Source organism: Rathayibacter sp. PhB179 (assembly GCF_004345345.1).
GTDB lineage: Bacteria > Actinomycetota > Actinomycetes > Actinomycetales > Microbacteriaceae > Rathayibacter > Rathayibacter festucae.
In genome coordinates, this window is record NZ_SLVD01000005.1 from 169,845 (window position 1) to 192,967 (window position 23,123).

The window sequence follows — 23,123 nt, forward strand, 5'->3', positions numbered from 1 at the left end:
CCCGGAACCGACCACCCACGGTAGGGCCTGCGCGCCGCCCGGGCGGACGGCGACGCGCGGCGCTCGACCGCCGAAGCGCACGGAGGCCGGGGTCAGCTCCGGGCCGGGTAGTCGCCCGCCTCGAGGTCCGCGAGCAGGCTCGGGTGGGTCGGCGCCCAGCCGTAGGTGCTGCGGGTCCAGGCGCTCGACGCGGGCTGGTCCATCGCGAAGATCTCGCCGAGGGGTCCGAACGTCTCCGCCGGCACCTGCTCGACGGGCAGGCCGAGGCGCCGCCCGATGACCGTGGCGATCGCGAGCATCGTGTCGCCCTCGTCGGCGACGGCGTTCACGGCCGTCCCCGCCTCGCCCCGCTCGATCATCAGGCGGAACAGCGACGACGCGTCGCGACGGTGCACGGCCGGCCAGCGCTGGCCGCCGTCGCCGACGTAGGCGGAGACTCCGGAGCGCTGCGCGGCCTGGATGAGGAGCCCGGCGAAGCCGTAGGCGACGTCGCGCTCGTGCACCGACCGGGGGAGCCGGACGGCGGTCGTCCGGACGCCCTGCTCCGCCAGACCCAGGACTCGCGCGGCGTTGACCCCGCGGCCGCCGACCGGGCCGGTGGTGGTCAGCGGGTCGTGCTCGGTCGCGAAGGTACCGGCGGAGAAGGTCGTGCCCGAGACGAGGGAGAACGGCTTGCCGGTGCCGACGAGCGCGGCGCCGATCGCGTCCATCGCCGCGCCCTCCTCCGCGATGCTGCGCTCGAGGTCGGAGAAGTCGTTGCTGAAGGCGAGGTGGATCGCGCCGTCAGTGGCACGGGCGGTGTCCGCCAGCAGCTCGAGGTCGGCGAGCTCGCCGCGGAGGGGCTCGCCGCCGGCGTCGAGGACCCGGCGGGCGGCCGACTCCGACCGGGCGAGACCGAGCACCTCGTGGCCGTGGGCGACGAGATCCTCGGTGACGGCGAGGCCGATTGCGCCCGGGGCGCCGGTGAGGAGGATGCGCATGGGAGGACTCCTTCTGAGTGATGGGATCGATGTCCCATCACTGTAGCCCCGCGATGGGACTCGTGTCGCGTCACGGTAGGATCTCCCCATGCCACGCTGGGAACCCGATGCCCGCGAGCGGTTCGTCTCCGCCGCTCTGCACCTGTTCACCGAGCAGGGCTACGACGAGACCACGGTGGCGCAGATCGCCGATCGGGCCGGGCTGACCCGGAGCACGTTCTTCCGGCACTTCCCCGACAAGCGCGACGTGCTCGCCGCCGGTCAGGAGACGCTCTCGGCGCTGCTCGCGCAGGGGGTGCGCGAGGCTCCGGCCGGGGCGACGCCGATGCAGGCGGTCGCCGCCGGTCTGGTGTCGGCGTCCGGCGCGATGACGCCCTTCAACCGTGAGCTCGGGCCGCGGCTCGAGGCGGTGATCGCCACCAGCGCAGAGCTGCAGCAGCGGGCTCTGCTGAAGAAGGTCGGGATGGCGACGGCGATGGCCGACGCCCTCCGCGAGCGCGGGGTCGCCCCGGCGGTCGCCGACGCCGCCGCCGAGCTCGGGGTGCTCGCCTTCAAGGAGTCGTTCGCCGAGTGGTCCGAGGGCCGGGACGGCGAGCTGCCGGCCCTCGCCACCGCCGCGCTCGACCGCCTGCGGGAGGCGCTGACGCAGCTCGGCTGAACCCGCGCCGTCAGCCGGTGCGCGCCCAGTGGTCGCGGCCGCTCCGGCGCCACTGCTGGCGGGACCGGTCCGACTCCCGGGCGGTGTCCGTCAGCCACAGGGTGCTGTCCGGGGCCCAGCCGGCGATCACGGAGGAGTAGCCGTCGTCGACCGGGATCAGCCGGGTCGCGCCCGAGAGGTAGCCGAGCGCGGTGAGGTGCACGGCGTCCCACTCGGCGGCGACGCGCTGCCAGTCCGGGAGCAGCCAGCGGCCCTCCCCGCCGGTCACCCGGTACCAGTCGTGCCGGCGGGAGGCGGTGACCTCGGCGGGGTAGGCGCGGCAGAGCTCGGCCCAGTCCTCGGCGCTGCCGATCTCCAGCGTGCGGCCGGCGCTGGTCACCGGGATCACGGTCGCGGTGTCGAGTCCGGCGGCGTCCTCGACCAGCTCCAGCAGATCCTCGATCCGGGACTGCGTGCGCAGCAGCCGGAGGGGGAGCGACCACCACGAGCCGGAGAAGCTCGCGGCCGGGTCGGCCGGTCGCTCGCGGGCGGACTGCTCCTCGTCGGCGCGGCGGGCTGCGGACCACTCGTCCAGGAGCGCGGCGGCGCCGGTCGGGAGCGGGCGGGCGGTGTCGGGGCGCCAGTCGACGGCCCACTGAGTCCGGGTGGCGGGACTCGTCCACGTCGCCGCGGCCGGGGAGGCGAGCACGCGCTCGGCGACGGGAAGCAGCGCGGCGCGGAGCTCCGGCAGTGCGGCGAGGACGTCCTCGGCGTCGGGCTCCTGCCAGGAGTACGCCGTGTCGACGCTCCTGCGGAACGCGGCGCGGACGGCGTCGTCCTCCGCCGGGGTCCGCGGGAGCGCCGCGATCATCGCGGCGAGGCTCTCGGGTGTGGGGACCGGCAGATCGCGAGCGTCCGCGCCGTCCTCGGAGGCGTACATCAGGACCGACTCCCCGCCGCCGCCCGCGGCGTGCGCGAGGAGGAACGCCGCAGTGTGCAGCTCGGGGTCCGCCGCCGTCGCGTACTCCCAGCAGAGGCGGCGCCCCCGGGGCCCGCGGAGGAGGACGTCGGCTGCAGCAGTCATGTGCCCACTATGCCCGGCGGCGGCGCCGAGGCGTCCTCGAACGGTCGAGGCGTCCCCGAACGGTCGAGGCGTCCCGGTGCAGGTGGACGTCTCGACGGTTCGAGGACGCCTCGCCGGCCGCCGGTGCAGCCGTCAGGCGTCGGGGTTCATCCAGAAGGGGGAGTAGTGGTAGCCGTCGGGGTCGTCGAACTGGCGCTGGTACATGAAGGGGTACTCGTCGGTGTCGCCGATGCGGCCGCCCGCGGCGCCGGCGCGCTCGGTCAGCTCGTCGACGGCCTCACGGCTGCCGAGGTCGAAGGAGACGGTCATCTTCGAGGGGGTGTCCGGACCGCCGATCAGCTCCTCGGTGCCGCCGACGCTCGCGTACATCTCGCGGCTGCTGAGCATCAGGTACTGATCCGGCGCGATCGCGAAGCAGGCGACGTTCTCGTTCGACATCGCCTCGTTCCGACTCCAGCCCAGGGCGGTGTAGAAGGCGGTGGCGCGCTCGACGCTCGCGACGGGGCAGGAGAGGTAGAGGCTCATGCGGGCAACACTGCCCAGAAGTGCGCGGCACGACAAGAGGCCGGGGAGGATCCGCGCCCGGAGCGTCCGCCGGGCGTCTGCCAGAGTGCTGGCATGCCCTCTCCGCAGACCCTGACCGAGGAGGACCGCCGGCTCGTCGCCGCCTGGGCCGCCGACTGCGCCGAGCGGGTCCTGCCGCTCTTCCAGGCGGAGGCACCCGACGACGACCGCGCCCGGGACGGCATCGCCCGGGCACGTGCCTTCGCCCGCGGCGAGCTGAGCGCGGCCGGGGAGATCCGGCGCCGCTTCGAGGCGGGCCGGGCGTCGCAGTCGGCGACGTCGCCCGCGGCGAAGGCGGCGGCCTGGTCGGCGGGGCAGGCCTCCGGAGTCGCGCACCTCGGCGCGCACGCGCTGGGTGCCGCGGCGTTCGCGGCGAAGGCGGCCGAGCTGGCCGACCCGGGCCGCGGCGGCGCGGCCGAGATCGACCGGCAGCTGGCGGGGATGAGCGCCCCGGTGCGGACGGCCCTGGCGCGCCTGCCGCTGCTCGGCGAGGACGCCTCCGGTCCGCTCGGGCCGGGACTCCTGGCCTCCGGTGCGCTCGGCGCGTTCATCCGCACGCTGCAGGCGGCGCTCGCCGCGGGGGAGCAGGGCGGCGAGCAGTAGCGCTCGCTCAGCAGCGCCGGACTCAGCAGCGCCGGACTCAGGCCCCGGGCAGCCGCACCGCGACGCGGAGTCCGCCCTCGTGTCGTGCGGTGAGGTCCAGCTCACCGCCGTGCGCGCGGACGATGCTCGCCGCGATGGCGAGGCCGAGGCCCGTCCCGGCGTGCTCGGTGCGGACCCGCGCGGCTCCGCGCTGGAACGGCTCCGTCAGCGCGGGGAGGGACAGCGGGTCGAGGGGCGCCCCGGAGTTCTCGATCACGAGGACGGCGGAGCCCGCGTCGACGCTCGTGCCGAGCCGCACCCAGCCGCCCGCCGGCAGATTGTGCACGATCGCGTTGTGCAGCAGGTTGACGCTCAGCTGCTGCAGCAGCGCCGGCGAACCCGAGGTGCGGGCCACGCCGCCGGCGGTCTCCAGGGCGACGCCGCCCCGCTCGGCGAGGGGCAGCAGCGTCTCGACCGCCTCCTCCGCCAGGAGCGACAGGTCCACGCTCTCGCGGGCGAAGGAGCGCTGGTCGGCCCGGCCGAGCAGCAGCAGCGCCTCGACGAGCTCGATCGCCCTCGTGTTGACGCTCCCGAGGCGGGCGACCAGCGCGTCGACGTCGCGGTCCGCATCGTCGCGCGCCACCTCGAGGAGCGTCCGCGTGATCGCGAGCGGGGTGCGCAGCTCGTGCGAGGCGTTCGCCGCGAACCGCCGCTGCTCCGCGTCGTGCGCCTCGATCCGCTCGAGCATGGCGTCGAAGCCGTCGGCGAGCTCGCGGAACTCGTCCCGCCGGCCCTCGAGCGCGATCCGGTGCGAGAGGTCCCCGGCCGCGGCGAGGCGGGTGGCGCGGGTGATCCGCGAAGCGGGGCGAGCATCCGGCCGGCCAGGAACCAGCCGCCGACCATTCCGAAGAGCAGCAGGAGCGCCAGGGCGGCGACGGCGGCGGGCGTGAAGGCGCGGAGCAGGTCGTCGCGCCCGGGGCGGAAGCCGTCGGTGCCGTCGCCGGCGACCACCGCCTCCGCGGGGATGTAGCGCAGCAGGAACAGCCAGACGACGGTGAGCAGGAGGCCGCCGGCGAGCAGCAGGAAGCCGGCGTAGCTGACGGTCAGGCGAACGCGGGCGGTGATGCCGGGCGGCCTAGCCACGGGTGCCGTCGCCGCTCTCGTCGACGGCATCGTCCGTGAGGATGCGGTAGCCGACTCCGGGCAGCGTGCCGATCAGCCACGGCTCGCCGAGGCGCTTGCGGAGGGCGGAGATCGTGATGCGCACCGCGTTCGTGAACGGATCCGCGTTCTCGTCCCAGGCCCGCTCGAGCAGCTCCTCGGCGCTGATCGTGCCGCCCTCGGCGCCCATCAAGACCTCCAGCACCGCGAACTGCTTGCGAGTGAGCGCGACGTAGCGCCCGTCGCGGTGCACCTCGCGCCGGAACGGGTCCAGGCGGAGCCCCGCGATCTCGCGCACCGGCGGGCGGCTGCGCGCGCGTCGGCGGTCCAGGGCCCGGAGTCGCAGGACGAGCTCGCGCAGCTCGAACGGCTTCGTCAGGTAGTCGTCGGCGCCCAGCTCGAAGCCCGACGCCTTGTCGTCCAGCCGGTCGGCGGCGGTGAGCATCAGGATCGGGACGCCGCTCCCGGACGCGACGATCGCGGCGGCGACCTCGTCGCCCGACGGGCCCGGGATGTCCCGGTCGAGGACGACGAGGTCGTAGGCGGTGAGTCCCAGCAGCTCCAGCGCGGTGTCGCCGTCGCCGGCGAGGTCGGCGGCGATCGCCTCGAGGCGGAGCCCGTCGCGGATCGCCTCCGCCATCAGGGGCTCGTCCTCGACCACCAGAACACGCATGCGGTCGATGCTACGAGCCGCGGTGTATCGCGGGCGTCTCCAAAAAGCCCTACGCCCCCGCAACACCCTCCGCGGTGGAGTGGTCCCCGCACCGCCGATCCGAACGGCGGCCGCAGAAGGGATCGACCATGAGGCAGCACCACCAGCGAATCCGGGCCCGCGCCGGCGTCCTCCTCCTCGTCGCGGCACTCGGCCTCACCGGCTGCACCGTCGCCGAGCAGGTCTCCGGCGGCTTCGCCGGCCTCACCACCGTGTCCGGCGACACCGGCCGCTCCGTCGAGGACGGCTACCTCGGCGTCGGCGACTCCGTCTCGATCCACGACGACCACCTGCCGGTCATCGCGAACCTCGACCCCGCGCTGCGGGCGGCCGTCGAGGCGGCGGCCGACGCGATGGCGGCCGACGGCGTCGAGACGGTCGTCACGTCCGGCTGGCGGAGCGCCGCGTACCAGCAGGCGCTCCTCGACGACGCCGTGCAGGAGTACGGCAGCCTCGAGGAGGCCCGGAAGTGGGTGAGCACCCCCGAGCTCTCGGCGCACGTGACCGGCGACGCCATCGACATCGGCTACACCGACGCGGACAGCTGGCTCAGCCAGCACGGCGCCGACTACGGCCTCTGCCAGACCTACGGCAACGAGATGTGGCACTTCGAGCTGGCGACCGAGCCCGGCGGCGAGTGCCCGCCGCAGAAGGAGAACGCGGCGGAGTGACGCTCGGACGCCGGCGGATCTCGATTCGCCCGCTGCGCGCGCTACTCGATCAGCAAGTGCATGCTGGTCGAGTAGCCCCGCAGGGGCGTATCGAGACCCTCCCACCGCAGAGACGTCGGGCCTGCAGGCTCTCGTGCCGGCGCCGGCGGGTCTCGATACGCCCGCTTCGCGGACTACTCGATCAGCATGAAGCTCGGCGGCTCCGCAGGACGGCCGAGAGGAGGACCAGGGCGGCGGCGGCCAGCGCCCACGGGCCGGTGAAGACGAGTGCGCGCTCGATCGGACGCCAGAACGGGGCGACGAGCCCGCCGAGGAGCAGGCCGGCTCCACCGCCGATGAGGGCGTTCGCCACGACCTGCGCGGCCAGGCGCCCTCCGCTGCTGGTCCAGACGCGCTCGATCAGGCGGTCCAGCAGGTACGTCGCGGCGCCGACCGGCAGACTCGCCACCGCCGCGCAGACGGCGAGCCCGCCGAGGGCGAGGAGGACGAAGCCCGGGTCGGCCGACAGGGGAGTGGCCGCGGTCCCGTTCGCGCTGTCGACGAGCGCCCCGATCGCGAGCGGCACGAGCGCCAGCATCGCGCCCAGCACGGCTCTGGCGGCGTGCTCGCGCCCGCGGGCTCCGGGCGCGCGGCCGGCCGAGCCTCCGGGTCGCGCGCCGCTCACGAGCACCTCCGTGTCGCCGGCACCGAGGAGACCGCCGGGGCGAGGGCGGCGAGGATCTCGCGACCACCGGACAGGCCGGCGTCCAGCACGACCTCGACCACGGGATCCCGGCCGTAACTCGTCGCGACGACGACGGCCGCGTCGCTGTCGTCGATCGTCCAGTCGACGTCGCGCTCGGTGATGCAGGCGGCGGAGGAGGGCACCCGGCGATCCTGTCAGTCCTCCGCGGTCCGTCGCCGCACGCCGCCGTCGAGCACGCGGTCGAGCCAGTCGCGCAGCAGCTCGCGCTCGGCCGGCCGGAGATCGGCGAGCCGCGGCGAAAGGGCACGGACGGCGACGACGGCGGCGAGTGGCGCGTCGTCCGCGGCGGGCGGCTGCTCGGTGAGGATCCCGGCGAGCACCGCCTCGAACGCGGCGTCGGCGAGACCCGCGTCGCGCTCCGCCGCGGGGGAGGAGAGCAGGGTCGTCACGACGCCGGTCCCCGCGGTCTGGATCAGCCCGACGGCGCGGTCCTCAGGGACGCGGAGGCGACCGGCGGCCGCGACCCGCTGGATCCGCGCCGCGAGAACCCGCCTCCCCGACGTCGCCGCCGGTGAGGCGGCCGCGCGGGCCGGGTCGCTGAGCAGGCGGAAGAGTGCGGGATTCGCGAGGCCGAACTCGATCTGCGCCGTCCAGCCGGCGCGGAGATCCTCGATCGGGTCGACGTCGCCGGCCGCGGCCTCCTCGACGACGGCCGACTTCTCGGCGACCCAGCTGCTCAGCACGTGCTCGGCGACCGCCTCGAGCAGGCCGTCCTTGTCGCCGAAGAGGCGGTAGATCGCCGGAGCCTGCAGGCCGGCCGCCTCCGCGACGCCGCGGGTGGTGACGGCCGCTGGGCCGGCCTCGCGCAGGAGGCGGGCCGCCGCGTCGACGATGCGGGCTCGGGTGTCCGTGGGGGGCGCGGTCATGGATCGACGATATCGCACTGTTGCTATCGCTGGTATTCCAGGGTTATCGTTCGAGCAGTATCACCGATACCCGGTGGTCCCCGCTCGAAAGGCCCTCCATGATCATCGTCACCGGCGCCACCGGAGCGCTCAACGGCGCCACCGTCGACCACCTCCTCGACTCCCTGCCCGCCGCCGAGATCGTCGTCGTCGCGCGGGACACCGCGAAGGCCGCGCGCTTCGCCGACCGGGGTGTCGTGGTGCGGCGCGGTGACTACGCCGACTCCGCGTCCCTGCCCGGCGCGTTCGCGGGCGCCGACCAGCTGCTGCTCGTCTCCTCGAACGACCCGGGAGCCGATGCGCCGGCCCTGCACCGCGCCGCGGTCGAGGCCGCCGTCGAGGCCGGGGTCGGCCGCATCCTCTACACCAGCCACCAGGGCGCCTCGCCGGACACCCCGTTCGGGCCGGGCCGCGATCACGCCGCGACCGAGCAGCTGCTGGCGGAGTCGGGAGTCGCCTGGACCTCGCTGCGGAACGGCTTCTACGCCCACAGCCTCGCGTTCTTCCTCGGCGACTGGCGCTCGACCGGTGTCATCGAGGTGCCGTCCGACGGCCCCGTCTCGTGGACGGCGCGGGAGGACGCGGCGGAGGCCGCCGCTCTCCTCCTGCTCGCGGACGAGGCGCACGACGGACCGGTCACCCTCACCGCCCTCGAGGCGCCGACCTTCGCGGAGGTCGCGGAGCTCGCCGCGGACGTCGCGGGGCGGCCGATCGAGTTCCGGATCCTCGGCGACGACGAGTGGCTCGCGCGCCGCGTCGCCGCCGGGCAGCCGGAGCCGCAGGCGCGCTTCCTGCTCGGCATGCACCAGGCGGCGGCGGCCGGCTTCTTCGCGGGGACGGACCCGACGCTCGCGAGCCTGCTGGGGCGCGAGCCGCGCACGGTCCGGGAGCTGCTGGCTGCGGGCGACGGGCGCTGACCGGCCCGCGGACGTCCGGCTCGTCGGAACCGCCTCGGCTCGTGGCACCCGCGTGCTCCGACGAGCCGGAGCAGGTTCTGCGAGCCCGAGCTCGGCGGTCACCGCTCCTCGGCACGCTTCCGCGGAGACCCACGCACAGGAGGCCGGCGGATCCCTCCCGGGCCGTGCACCGCTGGTTCTCCCGCCGTTGGCCGGGCGGCGCTAGCCTGCCGCCCATGGCGGAGCGAGAGACGGTGCGCACGTCCGCGGCGGACGCGCGGAGTGGACAGGGATCGCCGCGCGGGGCGCTGCTCGCCGCGGCGCTTCTGCTCGGGGCGGCGCTGCTGCAGCTGCAGGCCTCGCTGCAGCGCTGGGTCACCGCGAGCGAGGGCTGGACGCGGACGGACCGGTCGGTCGAGGATCATCTCTTCGACTACCTGATCCCCGCGGATCCGTGGGAGCCCCTCGGCACGGCGGCGCAGGTGCACGGCGCGGGCCTGCTGCTGATCGCCATCGCCCTGCCGGTGTCGGCGCGGGCGATCGGCGGGGGCGGTCTCCTCCGCCTGACGGCGCTCCTGGTCGCCGGCGTCCTCGGGCTGAACGGGCTGCACGGAGTGCTGTCGGGGCTGATCGGCGCGCCCACTCCGCTGCAGCTCCCCTTCCTGCAGATGATGCTGGGGCTGGTGCCCGTCGTCGGCCTCGGAGCCCTCGCCGCGCAGGCGCACCGGAGGTCGGTAGGGGCGGCGCTGGCGTACGCCTGCCTGCTCGGCAGCACCCTCCCGGGACTGCTGATCGCGACCTTCGTCGTCGCGCCCGCGATCACCGGCTACCAGTCCTTCGACACCACCCCGTGGACCGAGACCGTCGTCGCCGCGACCGTCGCCGCCGCGGGCTGCGCGATGCTCGGCGCCACCGCAGTGCCGGTGCTGCGCGGTCGCTCGCGGCGGGGAGGCGCCTGACTCCGAGTCACCCTCCGTCCGGAACGGCGAGGCGTCCCGATGCGGTCGAGGCGTCCACGCGGAGCAGGACGCCTCGACGTCGGCGGGACGTCTCGCCGGGTGAGCGCCGCTTGCCGGTGACGCCGCGCCTACCTCGACTTGTCAGCGGGCCTCGCGTCCGGATCCCTGCCGAAGCGGCGGACGTAGATCTCCCGCATCTCCCGGAGTTGCGCTCGTTCTCGGTCGCTGATCGGCTCAGCCCTGCCTTCTGCGATCCTCCGCTGCAGATCGCTCGTCCCTCTGCTCACCGGCGCCACAGCGACCACCTCCACTGTCGATTCTCGTGAGGTCCGGGCGACGTGTCCACGTCCTCGTCACCTTGCAGATTCTCGATGGTCCGGTAGATCATCCGTGCCTCGGTCTCGGTCGCCTCGTTCAGCAACGCCGTCAGCGCGTCGTTGGCGACTTCTCGATCGGCCCGGATCGCCGAACTCGACAAGCGCAGTGCCCACTCCGCCCGCTTCCACCACTGATCGCGAGCGGCCGTCTCACGCGCGATGCGTGTCGAACGGAACGCCGGGAAGAAGGCGATCGTCGCGGCGGTGACGGCGAAGAGACCAGCGGTGGGCGGTCCGCTCCAGAAGTCCCGCCAGAACGGTTCATCGAGGACGAACGGCGGAAGCAGACTGCGCAGGATCGCTCCGACGACGCCGCCGCCTGCTGCGATGATCACCGAACGAGCGACCCGCTCGGACGCGGGGTTCACCGTCGCCTCCCGCTCGATCGCGGTGGCCGGCGCGTCGGCGACGACGACGACAGCGTCTCCTCGCCGTCGTCGTCCTCGTCCGCACTGCACATCACGCGAGAAGGATGGCCCGCGATCGTGGCGGATGCGGGCCGGGACGCGGCTCGACGCCTCTGTGGCGCGGGAGGCGGGAGCGCCTTCGCACCCGCCAGGCGGCGAGGCGTCCCGGTGCGGTCGAGGCGTCCACGCGGAGCAGGACGCCTCGACGGCGGCGGGACGTCTCGCCGGGTGAGCGCCGCTGGCCCGTGAGGAGGGGGAGGAGACCGGCGTCCCGGCAGCCGTCAGCGGGGCGGCCGGTGCTCGCGCGGGCTGGCGCCGTGGTGGCGGCGGTAGGCGGCGGCGAAGGCGGCGGGCGTCGCGTAGCCGCAGGCCGCGGCGATCGCCGCCACGGGGGTGTCGGTGCGGCGCAGCAGCTCGCGACCGTGCTCCATCCGCAGGGCGGTGAGGTATCGCATCGGCGTCGAGCCGGTCGAGGCGGAGAAGCGGCGCAGGAAGTGGAAGGGGCTGAGGTGCACCAGCGCGGCGAGCTCGTCGAGGGTCACCGGGTCGGCGAGCCGGGCCGCGAGGTGGTCGGTCACCAGGGCGAGCTGCGCGCGGGAGAGCCCAGCGGGGGCGGCGGTGGGCTCCGGCAGGGAGAGCAGGTGCGCGACGAGCGCCGTGCCCACCGCGTCGGCGAGCACGGGCGGCGCTCCGGCGCGGGCGGCGCGGGCGAGCTCGAGCATCGCGGAGCGGACGAAGTCCTCGCCGACCGCGAGGAAGTCGAGCCGGTCGACGGACGCCCCGCGGACGCCCTCGAGGACTCCCGCGACCAGCGGCGCGGCGACGGTGACGTGCAGCGAGCGGAACGTCTCGGAGCTCCTGCTGCGCCACGCCGCACGGATCTCGCGCCCCGGCGCCGTCGCGGCCGAGCGTCCCGGCGCCGCGTGCCCGTGCGCCCAGCGGCCGTGCGGGCGGGCGCTCTCGATCAGGTAGGAGCCGGCGGTCACCAGGATCAGCTGCAGCGCGTCGGTCGCCGGCGCGGTCACCTCGTGGTCGTGCGGGTCGACCACCTCGCGCACCGCGACGCCGGTCCAGCCCGGGACCGGGCCGAGCGGACCCTCCGCCGCGTCGCTCACTGCGGCGTGCCGAAGGCCCGCACCGAGACGTCGTCCCACTCGCGCCAGGTGCGCAGGCGCTCGGCGTAGAGCTCCTCGATCGCGGGCAGCACCGTCCCCAGGATGAGCCGCGCCGGCGGCTCCTCCGCGTCGACGAGCTGCAGGATCGCGGCACTCGTGGCCGACGGGTCACCTACGGAGAAGTCCGGCCCGTCCGCGTGCACCGCCGCGTACTCGGGCAGCTCGGCGCTCCGGCGCGAGCCGCGCGCGAGCCAGTCGGTGGCGTAGGGGCCGGGCTCGATGCAGGTGATCCGGACGCCGAAGCCCGCCACCTCCTGCCGCAGTGACTCGCTCAGCCCCTCGAGCGCCCACTTCGACGCGTGGTACGCGCCGATGCCGGGGAAGGCGCGCACGCCGCCCTCGCTGGTGACCTGCAGCAGCCGGCCCCGGGAGCGGCGCAGCGCCGGGAGCGCGGCCTGGGTCACCCAGAGCGCGCCGAAGAAGTTCGTCTCCAGCTGCTCGCGGATCTCGCGCTCGGTCAGCTCCTCGACCATGCCGAAGTGGCCGTACCCGGCGTTGTTCACCACGATGTCGATCCCGCCGAAGTGCCGCTCCGCGCGGTCGACCGCGGCGAGCACCCCGTCGCGGTCGGTCACGTCCAGCGCGAGCGGGAGCAGGCGGTCGGGGAAGCGCTCGGCGAGGTCGTCGAGGCTGCCGGAGTCGCGGGCCGTGGCCGCGACGCGGTCGCCGCGCTCGAGCGCCGCCTCGGCCCAGAGCCGGCCGAAGCCGCTGGACGTGCCGGTCAGGAACCAGGTTCTCGGAGTCGTCATGCCGCCACTCTCCCCGGCTCGCGCTCCTTCCGGTAGCGAATGATCGGCACCGCGGGCATTCCTCGATGGACTGCCGCCCGCATACTGGAGCGGTGACCCTCGACGTGCCCCCGCAGCTGCTCCGCGCGCTGGTCGCCGTGCTGCGCACCGGCTCCTTCACCGGCGCTTCCGAGCAGACCGGCTTCACCCAGTCCGCCGTCTCGAAGCAGATCGCCGCGCTCGAGGAGGCGGTCGGCGCGCCGCTCTTCCAGCGCGGGCCGCGCGGCGTCGTGCCCACCCCGGCCGCCCTCGGCCTCGCCCGGCACGCCGCGGCCATCCTGGACCACCTCGACACCGCGGCCCGTGAGATCGCCGACCTCGATCGTCCGATGCTCGGCCGGGTGAGCCTCGGCGCCTTCGCGACCGCCGCGATGCACCTCGCGCCCGAGACGATCGCCCGGGTGACCCGCGCGCACCCGGCGATCGACGTCGTCCTGGTCGAGTCCTCGACGCCCGTCCAGCTGCGGCGGCTGCGCACGGGGCGCCTCGACCTCGCGGTCGTCGCGGTCGGCTCCGAACCCGACGGCGCCGAGCCCGACGGCTACGGCCTCGAGGGCATCGACACGGAAGTGCTGCCGGCCGCGTCGCTGCACATCGCCGTCGGCGAGCGGCACCCGTGGGCGCACGCGCGGGAGCTGAGCGTCGACGATCTCGCGGGCGCGGACTGGGTGGTCGGCCGTGGCGCGCGGGGCGAGCCGCAGTTCGGCGCGTGGCCGGCGCTCGCGCAGCCGCGGGTGGTCGCCGAGATCGACAGCTGGAGCAGCCGCCTCGCCTTCGTCGCCGCGGGCCTGGGCGTCACGACCGTTCCCGCGCTCGCGATCGCCGGCCTGCCGCGCGGCGTCGTCGCCGTGCCGGTGGCGGGCCCGCGCTGGGCGGGCCGCTCGCTGCGGGTCGCCTGGTCCGGCGAGCTCGATCCCGCCGCCCGCCTCGTCCGCTCGGCCCTGCACGCCGTCGCCGCCGACATCGCGGCCGCCCACTCCGCCCCCCGCGAGATGCCACTTGTGAGCGCGACACGCCGGTAGAAGTGTGTACAAGTGGCATCTCGCGGAGGGGGAGAGGGGAGAGGGCGTCAGGGGCGGAGGAGGGTCCAGGCGTAGGGGGCGAGGTGCACCGAGTCGACGGGGCGGCCGGTGAGGAGGTCGGCGCCGGAGACGGCGACGTCGACGGGGTCCTGGCCGTGGTTGATCACCGTGAGGACGTCGCCGCGGCGGGCCGCCTCGACCCAGGGGCTCCCGGTCTGCAGCACGGGGGAGACGCCGGACTGCTCGGCCAGCCAGGCGGTCAGCGCGAGCATGCCCGCGTCGTCCGGGATCGTCGCGAGGTAGTGCGCCGTGCCCGTGCCGGTGCGCCGCGCGGTCAGTGCCGGGGTGCCCGCCGCGGGTCCGGAGGAGTAGCGGCCGAGGATCTCGACCGGCCGCTCGTCGGACGGGTCGACGAGCACGCCGACCTCCTCCGCCAGCAGCTCGCCGCGCAGGACGCCGAAGGGAGCACCGGCGACCTCCGCGCCGGCCGCCCCGAGCCCGGCGAACTCGAGGACCGACACACCGAGCACCTCGCGGAGCCCGACCTGGAAGCCGCCCTCGCGGAAGGCGTCGTCCTCGTCGACCACGTCGCTGAACGCGGTGACCAGCAGCCGGCCGCCCCGCTCGACGAACGCCGTGAGGTTCTCCGCGGCCGCGTCGGTGAGCAGATAGGAGTGGGCGAGCAGCACGAGGTCGTACGCGGCCAGGTCCGCCGTTGGCAGCACCAGGTCGACCGCGAGGTTCTGCCGGTGCAGCGCGGAGTACCAGCGCTGAACGAGCTCCAGGAAGTCGAGCACGACCGGGTGGTCCGGGTTGCCGATCGCCCACCAGTTCTCCCAGTCGAGGACGAGCGCGATGCGGGCACCGGAGCCGGTCGGGCCGGCGGCCGAAATGCTCTTCGACGACTCCGCCGACAGCGCCGGCAGCGCGCCGAGCACCCGGCCGAGCTCGACGACCTCGCGCCAGGTGCGCGTCTCGACGCCCGCCTGCGGCAGCATCGCCGAGTGGAACTTCTCGCTGCCCCGGCGCGACTGCCGCCACTGGAAGAAGAGCACGCCGTCCGCGCCGCGCCCGACGGCCTGCATCGACAGCGCGGCCATCTGCCCGGGCGCCTTCACGGCGTTGGAGGGCCGCCAGCTGACGGCGCCGGTGGCCTGCTCCATCAGCAGCCACGGCACGCCCGGCTTGAGCGACCGCATAAGGTCGCGGGTGAACGCGGCGGTGCGGAACGACTCCGGATCGGCGGGATCGACGTAGTTGTCGTCGCTGACGACGTCGACCTCGGCCGCCCACTTCCAGTAGTCGAGCGGCGGGAAGGCGCCCATGAAGTTGGTCGTGATCGGCTGTGTCGCCCCCGAGGCGCGGAGGATGTCGCGCTCCATCGTGTAGAGCTCGAGCAGCGCGTCCGAGGTGAAGCGGCGGAAGTCGAGCAGCCCGGCCGGGTTGTGGCTGTAGGGCGCCTTCCGCGGCGGCACGATCTCGGCGAAGGACGCGTAGCGCTGCGACCAGAAGAAGGTGCCCCAGCGCCGGTTGAGCTCGTCGATCGAGTCGTACTTGCGCTCCAGCCAGACCCGGAACGCGGCGGCCGCGTCGTCGGAGTAGTCGTGGTGCAGGTGGCAGGCGTACTCGTTGTTCACGTGCCAGAGCACCACCGCGGGGTGGTCGTGGTACCGCTCGGCGATCGCCGTCACCAGCCGGGCCGCGAGCCGGCGGTAGTCGGGGGAGGTGGGGCGGTAGGCCTGGCGGCTGCCCGGCCAGTAGGTCGCGCCGTTCTCGTCCTGCGGCAGGATGCCCGGGTATCTGCTCGTGGCCCACGGCGGCGGCGAGGCCGTGGCCGTCGCCAGGTCGACGGCGATGCCGTGCTCGTGCAGCAGGTCGAGGATCCGGTCGAGCCAGCCGAAGTCGAAGGTGTCCTCGTCCGGCTGGATCCGTGCCCAGGCGAAGATGCCCAGGCTGACGGTCGTGACGCCGGCCTCGCGCATCCGCCGCGCGTCCTCCGGCCAGACGCTCTCGTCCCACTGCTCCGGGTTGTAGTCGCCGCCGTAGTGGATCATCCGAGCCGTGGGCCTTCCGTGGTCGTCGTGGAGTCGTATTGGTCGAGTGGTCGTCGTCGAGTCGTGGTGGTGATCGTCGCGGAGACGATCGTCGTGGGGTCGTGCTCAGCGGGCCGCGTGCGCCGTCCGCGACAGCCGCACCGCGAGCGCGGCGAACACCGTGCAGCCGAGCGCCGGCACCACCAAGGGTGCCAGCTGCCAGGTGACCACGGCGGCGAGCACCAGCGCCACCAGCAGCGCCCCGGAGCCGCGCAGGTCGCGGACCGCCAGCGTCGCGGCCTCGCCCAGGAGCGGCACCCAGCGCGAGTCGGGCAGCCAGAGCGCCGACGCCGTCAGCACGACGACGAGCGCGGCCGCGAGGAGCGCCGCGCAGACCACCGCGACCGCGGTCGCTCCGGGCAGCGCGCCGGTCGAGGCGACCAGCAGGTCGAGGCCGAGCACCGCGGTCAGCGCCAGCAGCGCGAGACCGACCGGCAGCGAGCGCAGGACCCCGGCGCGCGCCTCCGCCAGCGCCGTGCGCAGCGAGGACGGCTCGTCGAGGACGAAGCGGCGCAGATGCCGCGCCCCGACCGCGAGGGCGAGCGGCAGCGTCACGAGCGGCAGGGCGAGGATCGTGACGAGGAGCCCCGTGAAGAGGACCTCGGCGAACAGCGCGAAGCGGTTCGCCGCCCCCGGCCAGCGCAGCGCCGTGCCGTCGGCGGCGGCCGCACGGGCCTCGCGCTGCGCCCGTGACGCGCGGCTCATCCCTTGAGGCCCTGGGTGGCGACGCCGTCGACCAGGAAGCGCTGGAAGACGATGAAGAAGATCAGCACCGGCAGCAGCGCGAGCACCGAGACCGCGATCGTCGCGCCGTAGTCCGACGCCGAGGTCTGGTCGTTGTAGACGCGGAGCGCGAGCGGCAGCGGCTGCTGGTCGGGCGTGTTCAGGTAGAGCAGCGGGCCGAGGAAGTCGTTCCAGCTCCAGATGAAGGCGAAGATCGACGAGGTGATCAGCGCCGGTCGGATCAGCGGGATCGTGATCGAGCCGAAGATGCGCAGGTGGCCGGCGCCGTCGATCCGGGCCGCCTCGTCCAGCTCGCGCGGCAGGTTGCGGATGAACTGCACCATCAGGAAGACGAAGAACGCCTCCGTCGCGAGGAACTTGCCGATCAGCAGCGGCCAGTAGGTGTCCATCATCCCGAGGGTGCGGAAGATCGTGTACTGCGGGATGAGCAGGACGTGCATCGGCAGCAGCAGCGTGCCGATCATCAGCGCGAAGTAGAGCGGGCGGCCGCGGAAGTCGAGCCGGGCGAAGGCGTAGGCCGCCATCGAGGAGGAGATCACCACTCCGATGACCGAGCCGACCGCGAGGATCGTCGAGTTGAGGAAGAACCGCCAGAGCGGGACTCCGCCGACGCCGGCGAGCACCTTCACGAAGTTGTCCAGCGTCGGGTTCTGCGGCAGCAGCGAGGTCTGGCCGCCGAACTCGCTGTTCGGCTTGAACGCCGCGGCGCCCATCCAGACCAGCGGGTAGAGCACGATCGCGGTGAGGACGATCATCGCCGCGATCCAGACCAGCGTCGCGGTCTTCGGGCGCTTGCGGCGCGGCCGCCGGCGGGGTGCGGGCTCGGTCAGCACCTGCGTGTCGGCCGAGGGGAGCGTGGTGTCGAAGGTCGTCATCGTGTGTCTCCCGAGTAGTGCACCCAGCTCTTCTGGGTCTTGAAGAGGACGAAGGCGAGGACGCCGACGAAGAGGAGGAGGACCCAGGCCATCGCCGAGGCGTAGCCCATCTGGTTGTTCGTGAAGGCGCGGGTGTAGAGGTACACCGTGTAGAAGTTCGTGGCGCCGGCCGGGCCGCCGGTGCCGTTGCCGATGATGTACGCCGAGGCGAAGACCTGGAAGGCGTTGATCATCTCGAGCAGCAGGTTGAAGAAGATCACCGGCGAGAGCATCGGCAGCGTGACGCTGCGGAACTTCCGCCACGGGCCCGCTCCGTCGACCATCGCGGCCTCGTAGAGCTCGGCCGGGACCTGCTTGAGGCCGGCCAGGAAGATCACCATCGGGGCGCCGAACTGCCAGACGGCCAGGATGATCATCATCGGCAGGATCAGGGCGGGGACGCCGACCCAGCCGCCGATCTGGATGCCGAAGATCTGCAGTCCCGAGTCGACCGGTCCGTCGGTCGAGAACATCGCGCGCCAGACGATCGCGATGCTGACGCTCGCGCCGATCAGCGACGGCGCGTAGAAGGCGGAGCGGAAGAAGCCGGTGCCCTTCGCGCTGTAGTTGAGGAGCATCGCCACGACGAGGGCGGCGGCCAGCTTCACCGGCGTCCCGATGAAGACGTAGGCGAGGGTGAGCTGCACCGACTGGAGGAACTTCGGGTCGCCGAACAGGCGCTCGAAGTTCCCGGTGCCGATCCACTCCGGCGCCCGGAAGAGGTTGTAGTCGGTGAAGGAGAAGTAGAGGGACATCAGCATCGGGCCGAGCGTGAGCCCGACGAAGCCGATCAGCCACGGCGAGAGGAACACGTAGCCGGCCAGGGTGTCCCGCTTGGGGCGTCGCCGCGCCTGAGGGCCGACCGGACGAGGAGTGCTCGTCCGGTCGGCGATCGGCGCGACGCGACCGTCCGCGGCGGTGCCGCTGGGGGTCGACGTCGTCGTCATGTGATGCCTTTCCTGGCCTGGATGAAGGGGATCAGTGGGGATCGGTGGGGAGCCGTTATGTGCGGCCGGATCAGTGCGGCCGGGTCAGTTCTGGAGCGTGACGTCGGTCTCGTCGAAGAACTGCTGGACCGCCTCGTCGACGCTCACCGCGCCGAGGCCGAGGCTGGTGCCGAGGTCGAGGAAGTTCGCCTCGATGGCGCCGTAGCCGGCGACCGGGGCGGCCGGGGCCTCGCCGAGGCGGTCCTCGACGGAGTCGAGGTAGTCGGCGACCTGCTTGTCCGGGCCCTCGAGGTTCGCGCCGGCGAGCTGCTCGGAGGAGGCGGGGATGCCGAGGGTGGCGCCGAAGATCTCGCCGACCTCCGGGCTGTTGATCAGGAAGTCGAGGAAGGTCGCGGCGGCCTCGGGGTGCTCGGTCGCCGAGGAGATCGCCTGCATCAGGCCGACCTTCTGGTAGAGGTCCTTGCTGCCCTCGTCCGCGGTCGGGGGTGCGGTCATCACGATCTCGGAGGCGCCGCTGTCGCCGATGTAGCCGCCGAGGAAGTTGCTCCAGCTCATCTCGCTGGTCGCGATGCCGGCGCCGAAGCCGGACTTGGGCAGCAGCTCCTGGAGGCGCGCGGCCGGCACGCCGGTGCTGGTGCGCATCTCGTCGCCCTGCTCCCAGAACGCGGCGAGGTCGTCCTCGGTGAAGCCGAGCTCGCCGTCCTCGGTGAACAGCTCCTTGCCCTCGGCGCGCAGCTGCAGCTCGAAGTTCTGGATGCGGCCGGTGTAGTCGGTGCCGCCGTAGACGGCGCCGCCGGTCTTCGCGGTGACGTCGGCGACGTAGGCCGCGTAGTCCTCCCAGCTGCCGCCGCCGGCGTAGGGCTCGACGCCGTTCGCGGCGAGGAGGTCCTGGTTCTGGAAGACGGCCCAGGCGCTGTAGCCGGTGGGGATCGCGTAGGTCGCGCCGTCGAGCTCGCCGGTGGCGAGCAGCTCCGGGGAGATGGTGGTCTCGTCGACCGCGCCGCCGAAGTACTCGGACAGGTCGCCGAGCAGGCCGTTGTCGCCGTACTGGCGGAGGTAGGTGTAGTCGAACTGCATCACGTCGGGCAGTCCGCCGCCGGCCGCCTCGGTCTGGCGCTTCTCCCAGTATCCGGGGTAGTCGGTGAAGGTCGAGTTGATGGTGATGTTCGGGTGCTCGTCCTCGAACAGGGCGATCGCCTTGTCGTAGCGGGCGGCGCGGTCGTCGTTGCCCCAGAACGTGTAGTCGAGGGTGACCTCCTCGTCCGGGTCCAGGGTGGCGGAGGCCCCGGAGCCTCCACCGGAGCAGCCGGTCAGAGCGAGGGCGGCCACGGCCACGGCGGCCACCGCCGAGTAGCGCTTGCTGTGTGAGCGGAACATCGTCGTCCTTTCGAGAACATCATCGTTTCGAGCCCCGAACTGCAATGAAACGTTTCGGGAAAGCGTTTGCCCCAAAATACGTGCCGGGGTCTCGCCAGTCAAGCCGGGCTCGCGGCGGGGTCTCGATACGCCGCCTGCGGCGTCTGCTCGACCAGCAGGTACATGTCGATCGAGTAGCCCGCGCAGCGGGCGTATCGAGATCCGGCCCTGCCGGACGCGAGGGTCCGGCAGTCGGCGTGCTGAGGACGTGGGGTCTCGATACGCCGCCTGCGGCGGCTACTCGACCAGCAGGGGGTGGCCGCCTGCGGCGCCTGCTCGACCAGCAGGGGGTGGCGGCCTGCGGCGCCTGCTCGACCAGCAGGGGGTGGCGGCCTGCGGCGGGTGCTCGACCGGCACGGGGTGGCCGCCCGGGGCGGCTAGTCGACCGGCGCGCCGTCGGCGGAGCAGAGCAGCGCGCCGTCGACGACGGTGAGCACGGCCGCGCGGACGTGCGAGCGGCGCATCGCGGCACTCGGCGGCATCGACGCGAGGTCGCTGCCGTCCCAGCCGGGGTGGGTGAAGTAGACGATCAGGGCGCGGTCCTCGTCGAGCGTGACGACGTCCGCGTGCCGGGCGACGATCGGCGCACCGTCCAGCCGCTCCGCAGCGGTCAGGATCAGGCCCTCCCGCTCGTCCTGACGCCGCCAGTCGCCGACGCCGTCGGGGGAGTGGTGCACGGCCAGCCCGCGCCATTCGTCCGTGATCAGCCAGTAGCGGCCGGCCAGCGGGAACACCTTCGGCCCCTCGTGCCCGCGCCCGCCGACGGCGACGCCCTCGAGCCGCCAGGACGCCGGGTCTCCGGGCTCGTCGCTGACGGCGACGACGGTGCTGGAGTCGCGCCGCTCGTCCTTCGCCCAGAGCCGGTGGCGCCCGTCGCCGGTGCGCGCGACGGCGGCGTCGATCACCCGCTCGGAGCCGAGGTCGATCTCGCCGAGGAGCCGCCAGGTCTCGAGGTCGTCGCTCTCGAACTGCGCGATCGTCGCCCGCCCGGTCCAGTCGCCGGGGGTGCCGTCGATCCGGGTGACGAACATCCGCCAGCGATCCCCGATGCGCACGACGTCGGGCGCCCAGAGTGTCGGCAGCGCGGCCGACAGTCCGGCGTCGAGGCCGAGGACGGTGCCGCGGTACTGCCAGGTCGCCCCGCCGTCGCTCGACACCGCGACGCCGATGGCGCTGCCGTGCACCCACTCGACCCCGGGCAGATCCAGCGTCGCGCGCCGCTGGGTGTAGAACAGGCGCCACTCGCCGCGGAGGGTGTCGGCGACCAGCACCGGGTCGGTCGGTCCGTCGAACACGGGATCGCAGTAGGGCACGGCGAAGGCGTCCTCGCGCAGGGGCATCGGCTCGGTCATCGGGGTCCTCACGAGGTCTGGCGCACCGGCTCGCCCGCGCGCATCGGTCGGCAGAACCCTAGCCAGGAAAACGCTTGCCCACGACCGCGCCGCCCGGGTAGCGTCGAGGGCGTCCCCGTCGGAGCGGTCGCTCCCGAAGGCGCTGCGGACACCCCGATCGGAGTCGACCGTCTCGTGAGAGAAGCCCGTCCCTCGCAGGCCCCGCTCCTGCTCGACCGCCGTCACCCCGGCCGCTCCGCCCTCCGCCTGCTCGGCCGCTACCGCCCGCGCGTGGTCGTCGCCGTGCTGTTCTTCGCGGTCAAGGACACCCCGCTCTGGCTGCTCCCGGTCGTCACCGGCGCGATCGTCGACGTCGTCGTCGCCGGCGGTCCGGAGTCGACGCTCTGGCTGTGGGCCGGTATCGCCCTGCTCGCGCTGCTGCAGAACTACCCGAACCACGTGATGTACACCCGGCTCTACATGAGCGCCGTGCGCCAGACCGGCACGGACCTCCGCAACGCGCTCGCCGCCCGGCTGCAGAACCTCTCGATCGGCTTCCACTCCCGCGCCAGCTCGTCGATCGTGCAGACCAAGGTCGTCCGCGACGTCGAGAACATCGAGACGATGTACCAGCAGGTCGGCCACCCGCTGCTCTCCGCGACGATGGTGGCGATCGGCGCGGTCGTGATGACCGCGATCGAGGTGCCCGCGTTCCTCCCGGTCTACGCCTGCGCCATCCCGCTCGCGGTGCTGCTGCGCGCCTTCCTGGGCCGCCGCTCGCGCCGGAGCAACGAGCAGTTCCGCCGCGAGGTGGAGCACTTCTCGGCGCGCGTCGGCGAGATGGCGACGCTCATTCCGATCACCCGCGCGCACGGTCTCGAGCAGACCGCGGTCGCGCGGGTCGCCGCCGGCGCCGAGGGCGTCCGCTCGGCCGGCTACAGCCTCGACCTGCTGAACGGCCGCTTCGCCTCGCTCTCCTGGGTGAGCCTGCAGCTGCTCGGCATCGGCTGCCTGGTGCTCGCCGCCTGGGTCTCGATCAGCGGCTGGCTGCCGATCACGCCCGGCCAGGTCGTGCTGCTGAGCTCCTACTTCGCGCTGCTCACCGGCGCGATGACCAACCTGCTGATGCTGCTGCCCGTCATCGCCCGCGGCACCGAGTCGATCCGCTCGATCGGCGAGCTGCTGGAGGACCCGGACCTGGAGCAGAACGAGGGCAAGGCCCCCGCGGCCGAGGTGCGCGGGCGCATCCGGCTCGAGGACGTGACCTACCGGTACGGCGCGGACAGCACTGAGGCCGAGGACGGCACCGGCCTCCGGACCGGCATCGGCGTGCAGGGCATCGATCTGGACATCGAGCCGGGCCGGACCGTCGCCTTCGTCGGCTCCTCCGGCTCCGGCAAGTCGACGATGCTCAACCTGGTGCTGGGCTTCCTCCGCCCGACCGGCGGCCGCATCCTGCTGGACGGCGTCGACGCCGAGACCCTCGACCTGCGCACCTGGCGCCGCTCCGTCTCCGTCGTGCCGCAGGACTCGGTGCTCTTCGAGGGCTCGATCCGCGACAACGTGGCCTACGGGCTGACCGGCGTCCGGGAGGAGCGGATCCTCGCCGCCCTCCGCGACGCGAACGCCCTGGAGTTCGTCCGCGAGCTGCCGGACGGCCTCGACGCGGTCGTCGGCGAGCGCGGCGCCCGCCTCTCCGGCGGGCAGCGCCAGCGCATCGCCATCGCCCGCGCCCTGGTCCGCGACCCGCGGGTGCTCCTCCTCGACGAGGCGACCAGCGCGCTCGATCCCGAGTCGGAGGCGGCCGTCAAGGAGGCGCTGCTGCGGCTGATGCGCGGCCGCACCACCCTGGTCGTGGCGCACCGGCTGTCGACGATCCGCTCGGCCGACACGATCGTCGTGCTCGAGCGCGGGCGGATCGTCGAGACCGGCAGCCACGAGGAGCTGCTCGCGGCGGGCGGGCGCTACGCGACGCTGCACGCGGTGCAGGCGGGGCGCTGAGCCGGCACGCCT

23 protein-coding genes and 1 pseudogene are annotated in these 23,123 nt (G+C 73.8%); 7 read left to right on the top strand and 17 right to left on the bottom strand.

The window, feature by feature from the left end; all coding sequences use genetic code 11:
- Positions 1-92: 92 nt before the first annotated feature.
- The gene (locus EDF43_RS12200) at positions 93-980 is read right to left on the bottom strand and encodes an NAD-dependent epimerase/dehydratase family protein (protein ID WP_132437128.1); all 888 of its coding nucleotides are present in this window, start codon (positions 978-980) and stop codon (positions 93-95) included.
- Between the two features lie 88 nt (positions 981-1,068).
- Here EDF43_RS12200 and EDF43_RS12205 point away from each other — a divergent pair, with 88 nt between their 5' ends.
- Positions 1,069-1,638, top strand: a complete 570-nt coding sequence (locus tag EDF43_RS12205) for a TetR/AcrR family transcriptional regulator (protein WP_132437129.1) — start codon at positions 1,069-1,071, stop codon at positions 1,636-1,638.
- A gap of 10 nt (positions 1,639-1,648) precedes the next feature.
- On the opposite strand, the gene EDF43_RS12210 is transcribed toward EDF43_RS12205, so the two are convergent.
- Together EDF43_RS12210 and EDF43_RS12215 are read right to left on the bottom strand one after the other, a co-directional pair.
- Complete coding sequence (locus EDF43_RS12210) at positions 1,649-2,701, bottom strand: hypothetical protein (protein ID WP_132437130.1); 1,053 nt, start codon at positions 2,699-2,701, stop codon at positions 1,649-1,651.
- Positions 2,702-2,833: 132 nt separating this feature from the next.
- On the bottom strand, positions 2,834-3,226 hold the full coding sequence (locus tag EDF43_RS12215; RefSeq protein WP_123703755.1) for a VOC family protein: 393 nt from the start codon (positions 3,224-3,226) through the stop codon (positions 2,834-2,836).
- Between the two features lie 93 nt (positions 3,227-3,319).
- On the opposite strand from EDF43_RS12215, the gene EDF43_RS12220 reads away from it, so the two are divergent.
- Positions 3,320-3,868 carry a putative immunity protein gene (locus tag EDF43_RS12220; protein ID WP_132437131.1) on the top strand — a complete coding sequence of 183 codons (549 nt, stop codon included), beginning with the start codon at positions 3,320-3,322 and terminating at the stop codon, positions 3,866-3,868.
- Positions 3,869-3,905: 37 nt separating this feature from the next.
- Here EDF43_RS12220 and EDF43_RS12225 read toward each other — a convergent pair.
- Together EDF43_RS12225 and EDF43_RS12230 are read right to left on the bottom strand one after the other, a co-directional pair.
- A pseudogene (locus tag EDF43_RS12225) lies at positions 3,906-5,020 on the bottom strand (HAMP domain-containing sensor histidine kinase).
- Complete coding sequence (locus tag EDF43_RS12230; RefSeq protein WP_132437132.1) at positions 4,983-5,681, bottom strand: response regulator transcription factor; 699 nt, start codon at positions 5,679-5,681, stop codon at positions 4,983-4,985. The pseudogene EDF43_RS12225 and the gene EDF43_RS12230 overlap by 38 nt, the downstream one beginning before the upstream one ends.
- Before the next feature lie 128 nt (positions 5,682-5,809).
- Between EDF43_RS12230 and EDF43_RS12235 the strand changes: the two genes are divergently transcribed.
- Complete coding sequence (locus EDF43_RS12235; RefSeq protein WP_132437133.1) at positions 5,810-6,391, top strand: M15 family metallopeptidase; 582 nt, start codon at positions 5,810-5,812, stop codon at positions 6,389-6,391.
- 181 nt (positions 6,392-6,572) lie between these two features.
- On the opposite strand, the gene EDF43_RS12240 is transcribed toward EDF43_RS12235, so the two are convergent.
- From EDF43_RS12240 to EDF43_RS12250, 3 genes are read right to left on the bottom strand one after another with little or no spacing between them, the layout of a single operon-like run.
- The gene (locus EDF43_RS12240) at positions 6,573-7,055 is read right to left on the bottom strand and encodes a hypothetical protein (RefSeq protein WP_132437134.1); all 483 of its coding nucleotides are present in this window, start codon (positions 7,053-7,055) and stop codon (positions 6,573-6,575) included.
- Positions 7,052-7,258 carry a hypothetical protein gene (locus EDF43_RS12245; RefSeq protein WP_132437135.1) on the bottom strand — a complete coding sequence of 69 codons (207 nt, stop codon included), beginning with the start codon at positions 7,256-7,258 and terminating at the stop codon, positions 7,052-7,054. The genes EDF43_RS12240 and EDF43_RS12245 overlap by 4 nt, the downstream gene beginning before the upstream one ends.
- A 12-nt stretch (positions 7,259-7,270) precedes the next feature.
- Positions 7,271-8,002, bottom strand: a complete 732-nt coding sequence (locus EDF43_RS12250) for a TetR/AcrR family transcriptional regulator (RefSeq protein WP_132437136.1) — start codon at positions 8,000-8,002, stop codon at positions 7,271-7,273.
- Between the two features lie 98 nt (positions 8,003-8,100).
- Between EDF43_RS12250 and EDF43_RS12255 the strand changes: the two genes are divergently transcribed.
- Together EDF43_RS12255 and EDF43_RS12260 are read left to right on the top strand one after the other, a co-directional pair.
- Positions 8,101-8,958 (top strand): NAD(P)H-binding protein, encoded by an 858-nt coding sequence (locus EDF43_RS12255; RefSeq protein ID WP_123737107.1) that lies wholly within the window; start codon positions 8,101-8,103, stop codon positions 8,956-8,958.
- 215 nt (positions 8,959-9,173) lie between these two features.
- Positions 9,174-9,896, top strand: a complete 723-nt coding sequence (locus EDF43_RS12260) for a hypothetical protein (RefSeq protein ID WP_132437137.1) — start codon at positions 9,174-9,176, stop codon at positions 9,894-9,896.
- Positions 9,897-10,179: 283 nt separating this feature from the next.
- Here the strand turns inward: EDF43_RS12260 and EDF43_RS12265 are convergent, their stop codons facing one another.
- The 3 genes from EDF43_RS12265 to EDF43_RS12275 form a co-directional block, all read right to left on the bottom strand.
- Positions 10,180-10,608: a hypothetical protein gene (locus EDF43_RS12265; protein WP_132437138.1), complete on the bottom strand. Its 429-nt coding sequence runs from the start codon at positions 10,606-10,608 to the stop codon at positions 10,180-10,182.
- Positions 10,609-10,961: 353 nt separating this feature from the next.
- Positions 10,962-11,795 carry an AraC family transcriptional regulator gene (locus EDF43_RS12270; protein ID WP_132437139.1) on the bottom strand — a complete coding sequence of 278 codons (834 nt, stop codon included), beginning with the start codon at positions 11,793-11,795 and terminating at the stop codon, positions 10,962-10,964.
- A complete protein-coding gene (locus tag EDF43_RS12275; protein WP_132437140.1) occupies positions 11,792-12,604 on the bottom strand; it encodes an SDR family NAD(P)-dependent oxidoreductase in 813 nt (270 codons plus the stop codon). Before EDF43_RS12275 ends, EDF43_RS12270 begins: the two co-directional genes overlap by 4 nt.
- 92 nt (positions 12,605-12,696) lie before the next feature.
- On the opposite strand from EDF43_RS12275, the gene EDF43_RS12280 reads away from it, so the two are divergent.
- Entirely contained in the window at positions 12,697-13,665 is a 969-nt protein-coding gene (locus EDF43_RS12280; RefSeq protein ID WP_165909089.1) for a LysR family transcriptional regulator, read from the top strand.
- A 47-nt stretch (positions 13,666-13,712) separates the two neighbouring features.
- On the opposite strand, the gene EDF43_RS12285 is transcribed toward EDF43_RS12280, so the two are convergent.
- The 6 genes from EDF43_RS12285 to EDF43_RS12310 all read right to left on the bottom strand — a co-directional run bounded on the left by EDF43_RS12285 (position 13,713) and on the right by EDF43_RS12310 (position 21,131).
- Positions 13,713-15,719: a beta-galactosidase gene (locus EDF43_RS12285; protein ID WP_132437142.1), complete on the bottom strand. Its 2,007-nt coding sequence runs from the start codon at positions 15,717-15,719 to the stop codon at positions 13,713-13,715.
- Positions 15,720-15,824: 105 nt separating this feature from the next.
- A complete protein-coding gene (locus tag EDF43_RS12290) occupies positions 15,825-16,463 on the bottom strand; it encodes a hypothetical protein (protein ID WP_132437143.1) in 639 nt (212 codons plus the stop codon).
- Positions 16,460-17,377 carry a carbohydrate ABC transporter permease gene (locus EDF43_RS12295; RefSeq protein ID WP_123703773.1) on the bottom strand — a complete coding sequence of 306 codons (918 nt, stop codon included), beginning with the start codon at positions 17,375-17,377 and terminating at the stop codon, positions 16,460-16,462. Before EDF43_RS12295 ends, EDF43_RS12290 begins: the two co-directional genes overlap by 4 nt.
- Positions 17,374-18,363 carry a sugar ABC transporter permease gene (locus EDF43_RS12300; protein ID WP_123703775.1) on the bottom strand — a complete coding sequence of 330 codons (990 nt, stop codon included), beginning with the start codon at positions 18,361-18,363 and terminating at the stop codon, positions 17,374-17,376. Before EDF43_RS12300 ends, EDF43_RS12295 begins: the two co-directional genes overlap by 4 nt.
- 84 nt (positions 18,364-18,447) lie before the next feature.
- Positions 18,448-19,740 (bottom strand): extracellular solute-binding protein, encoded by a 1,293-nt coding sequence (locus EDF43_RS12305; RefSeq protein ID WP_132437144.1) that lies wholly within the window; start codon positions 19,738-19,740, stop codon positions 18,448-18,450.
- Between the two features lie 416 nt (positions 19,741-20,156).
- Positions 20,157-21,131, bottom strand: a complete 975-nt coding sequence (locus EDF43_RS12310) for a family 43 glycosylhydrolase (protein WP_132437145.1) — start codon at positions 21,129-21,131, stop codon at positions 20,157-20,159.
- Positions 21,132-21,305: 174 nt separating this feature from the next.
- Here EDF43_RS12310 and EDF43_RS12315 point away from each other — a divergent pair, with 174 nt between their 5' ends.
- Complete coding sequence (locus EDF43_RS12315; protein WP_132437146.1) at positions 21,306-23,111, top strand: ABC transporter ATP-binding protein; 1,806 nt, start codon at positions 21,306-21,308, stop codon at positions 23,109-23,111.
- Positions 23,112-23,123 lie beyond the last annotated feature (12 nt).

What these genes read in the sequence shown, in the direction of transcription:
- EDF43_RS12200 (WP_132437128.1), bottom strand. Translation starts at nt 980, where the DNA reads ATGCGCATCCTCCTCACCGGCGCCCCGGGCGCAATCGGCCTCGCCGTC.
- EDF43_RS12205 (WP_132437129.1), top strand. Translation starts at nt 1,069, where the DNA reads ATGCCACGCTGGGAACCCGATGCCCGCGAGCGGTTCGTCTCCGCCGCT.
- EDF43_RS12210 (WP_132437130.1), bottom strand. Translation starts at nt 2,701, where the DNA reads ATGACTGCTGCAGCCGACGTCCTCCTCCGCGGGCCCCGGGGGCGCCGC.
- EDF43_RS12215 (WP_123703755.1), bottom strand. Translation starts at nt 3,226, where the DNA reads ATGAGCCTCTACCTCTCCTGCCCCGTCGCGAGCGTCGAGCGCGCCACC.
- EDF43_RS12220 (WP_132437131.1), top strand. Translation starts at nt 3,320, where the DNA reads ATGCCCTCTCCGCAGACCCTGACCGAGGAGGACCGCCGGCTCGTCGCC.
- EDF43_RS12230 (WP_132437132.1), bottom strand. Translation starts at nt 5,681, where the DNA reads ATGCGTGTTCTGGTGGTCGAGGACGAGCCCCTGATGGCGGAGGCGATC.
- EDF43_RS12235 (WP_132437133.1), top strand. Translation starts at nt 5,810, where the DNA reads ATGAGGCAGCACCACCAGCGAATCCGGGCCCGCGCCGGCGTCCTCCTC.
- EDF43_RS12250 (WP_132437136.1), bottom strand. Translation starts at nt 8,002, where the DNA reads ATGACCGCGCCCCCCACGGACACCCGAGCCCGCATCGTCGACGCGGCG.
- EDF43_RS12255 (WP_123737107.1), top strand. Translation starts at nt 8,101, where the DNA reads ATGATCATCGTCACCGGCGCCACCGGAGCGCTCAACGGCGCCACCGTC.
- EDF43_RS12260 (WP_132437137.1), top strand. Translation starts at nt 9,174, where the DNA reads ATGGCGGAGCGAGAGACGGTGCGCACGTCCGCGGCGGACGCGCGGAGT.
- EDF43_RS12275 (WP_132437140.1), bottom strand. Translation starts at nt 12,604, where the DNA reads ATGACGACTCCGAGAACCTGGTTCCTGACCGGCACGTCCAGCGGCTTC.
- EDF43_RS12285 (WP_132437142.1), bottom strand. Translation starts at nt 15,719, where the DNA reads ATGATCCACTACGGCGGCGACTACAACCCGGAGCAGTGGGACGAGAGC.
- EDF43_RS12290 (WP_132437143.1), bottom strand. Translation starts at nt 16,463, where the DNA reads ATGAGCCGCGCGTCACGGGCGCAGCGCGAGGCCCGTGCGGCCGCCGCC.
- EDF43_RS12295 (WP_123703773.1), bottom strand. Translation starts at nt 17,377, where the DNA reads ATGACGACCTTCGACACCACGCTCCCCTCGGCCGACACGCAGGTGCTG.
- EDF43_RS12300 (WP_123703775.1), bottom strand. Translation starts at nt 18,363, where the DNA reads ATGACGACGACGTCGACCCCCAGCGGCACCGCCGCGGACGGTCGCGTC.
- EDF43_RS12305 (WP_132437144.1), bottom strand. Translation starts at nt 19,740, where the DNA reads ATGTTCCGCTCACACAGCAAGCGCTACTCGGCGGTGGCCGCCGTGGCC.
- EDF43_RS12310 (WP_132437145.1), bottom strand. Translation starts at nt 21,131, where the DNA reads ATGACCGAGCCGATGCCCCTGCGCGAGGACGCCTTCGCCGTGCCCTAC.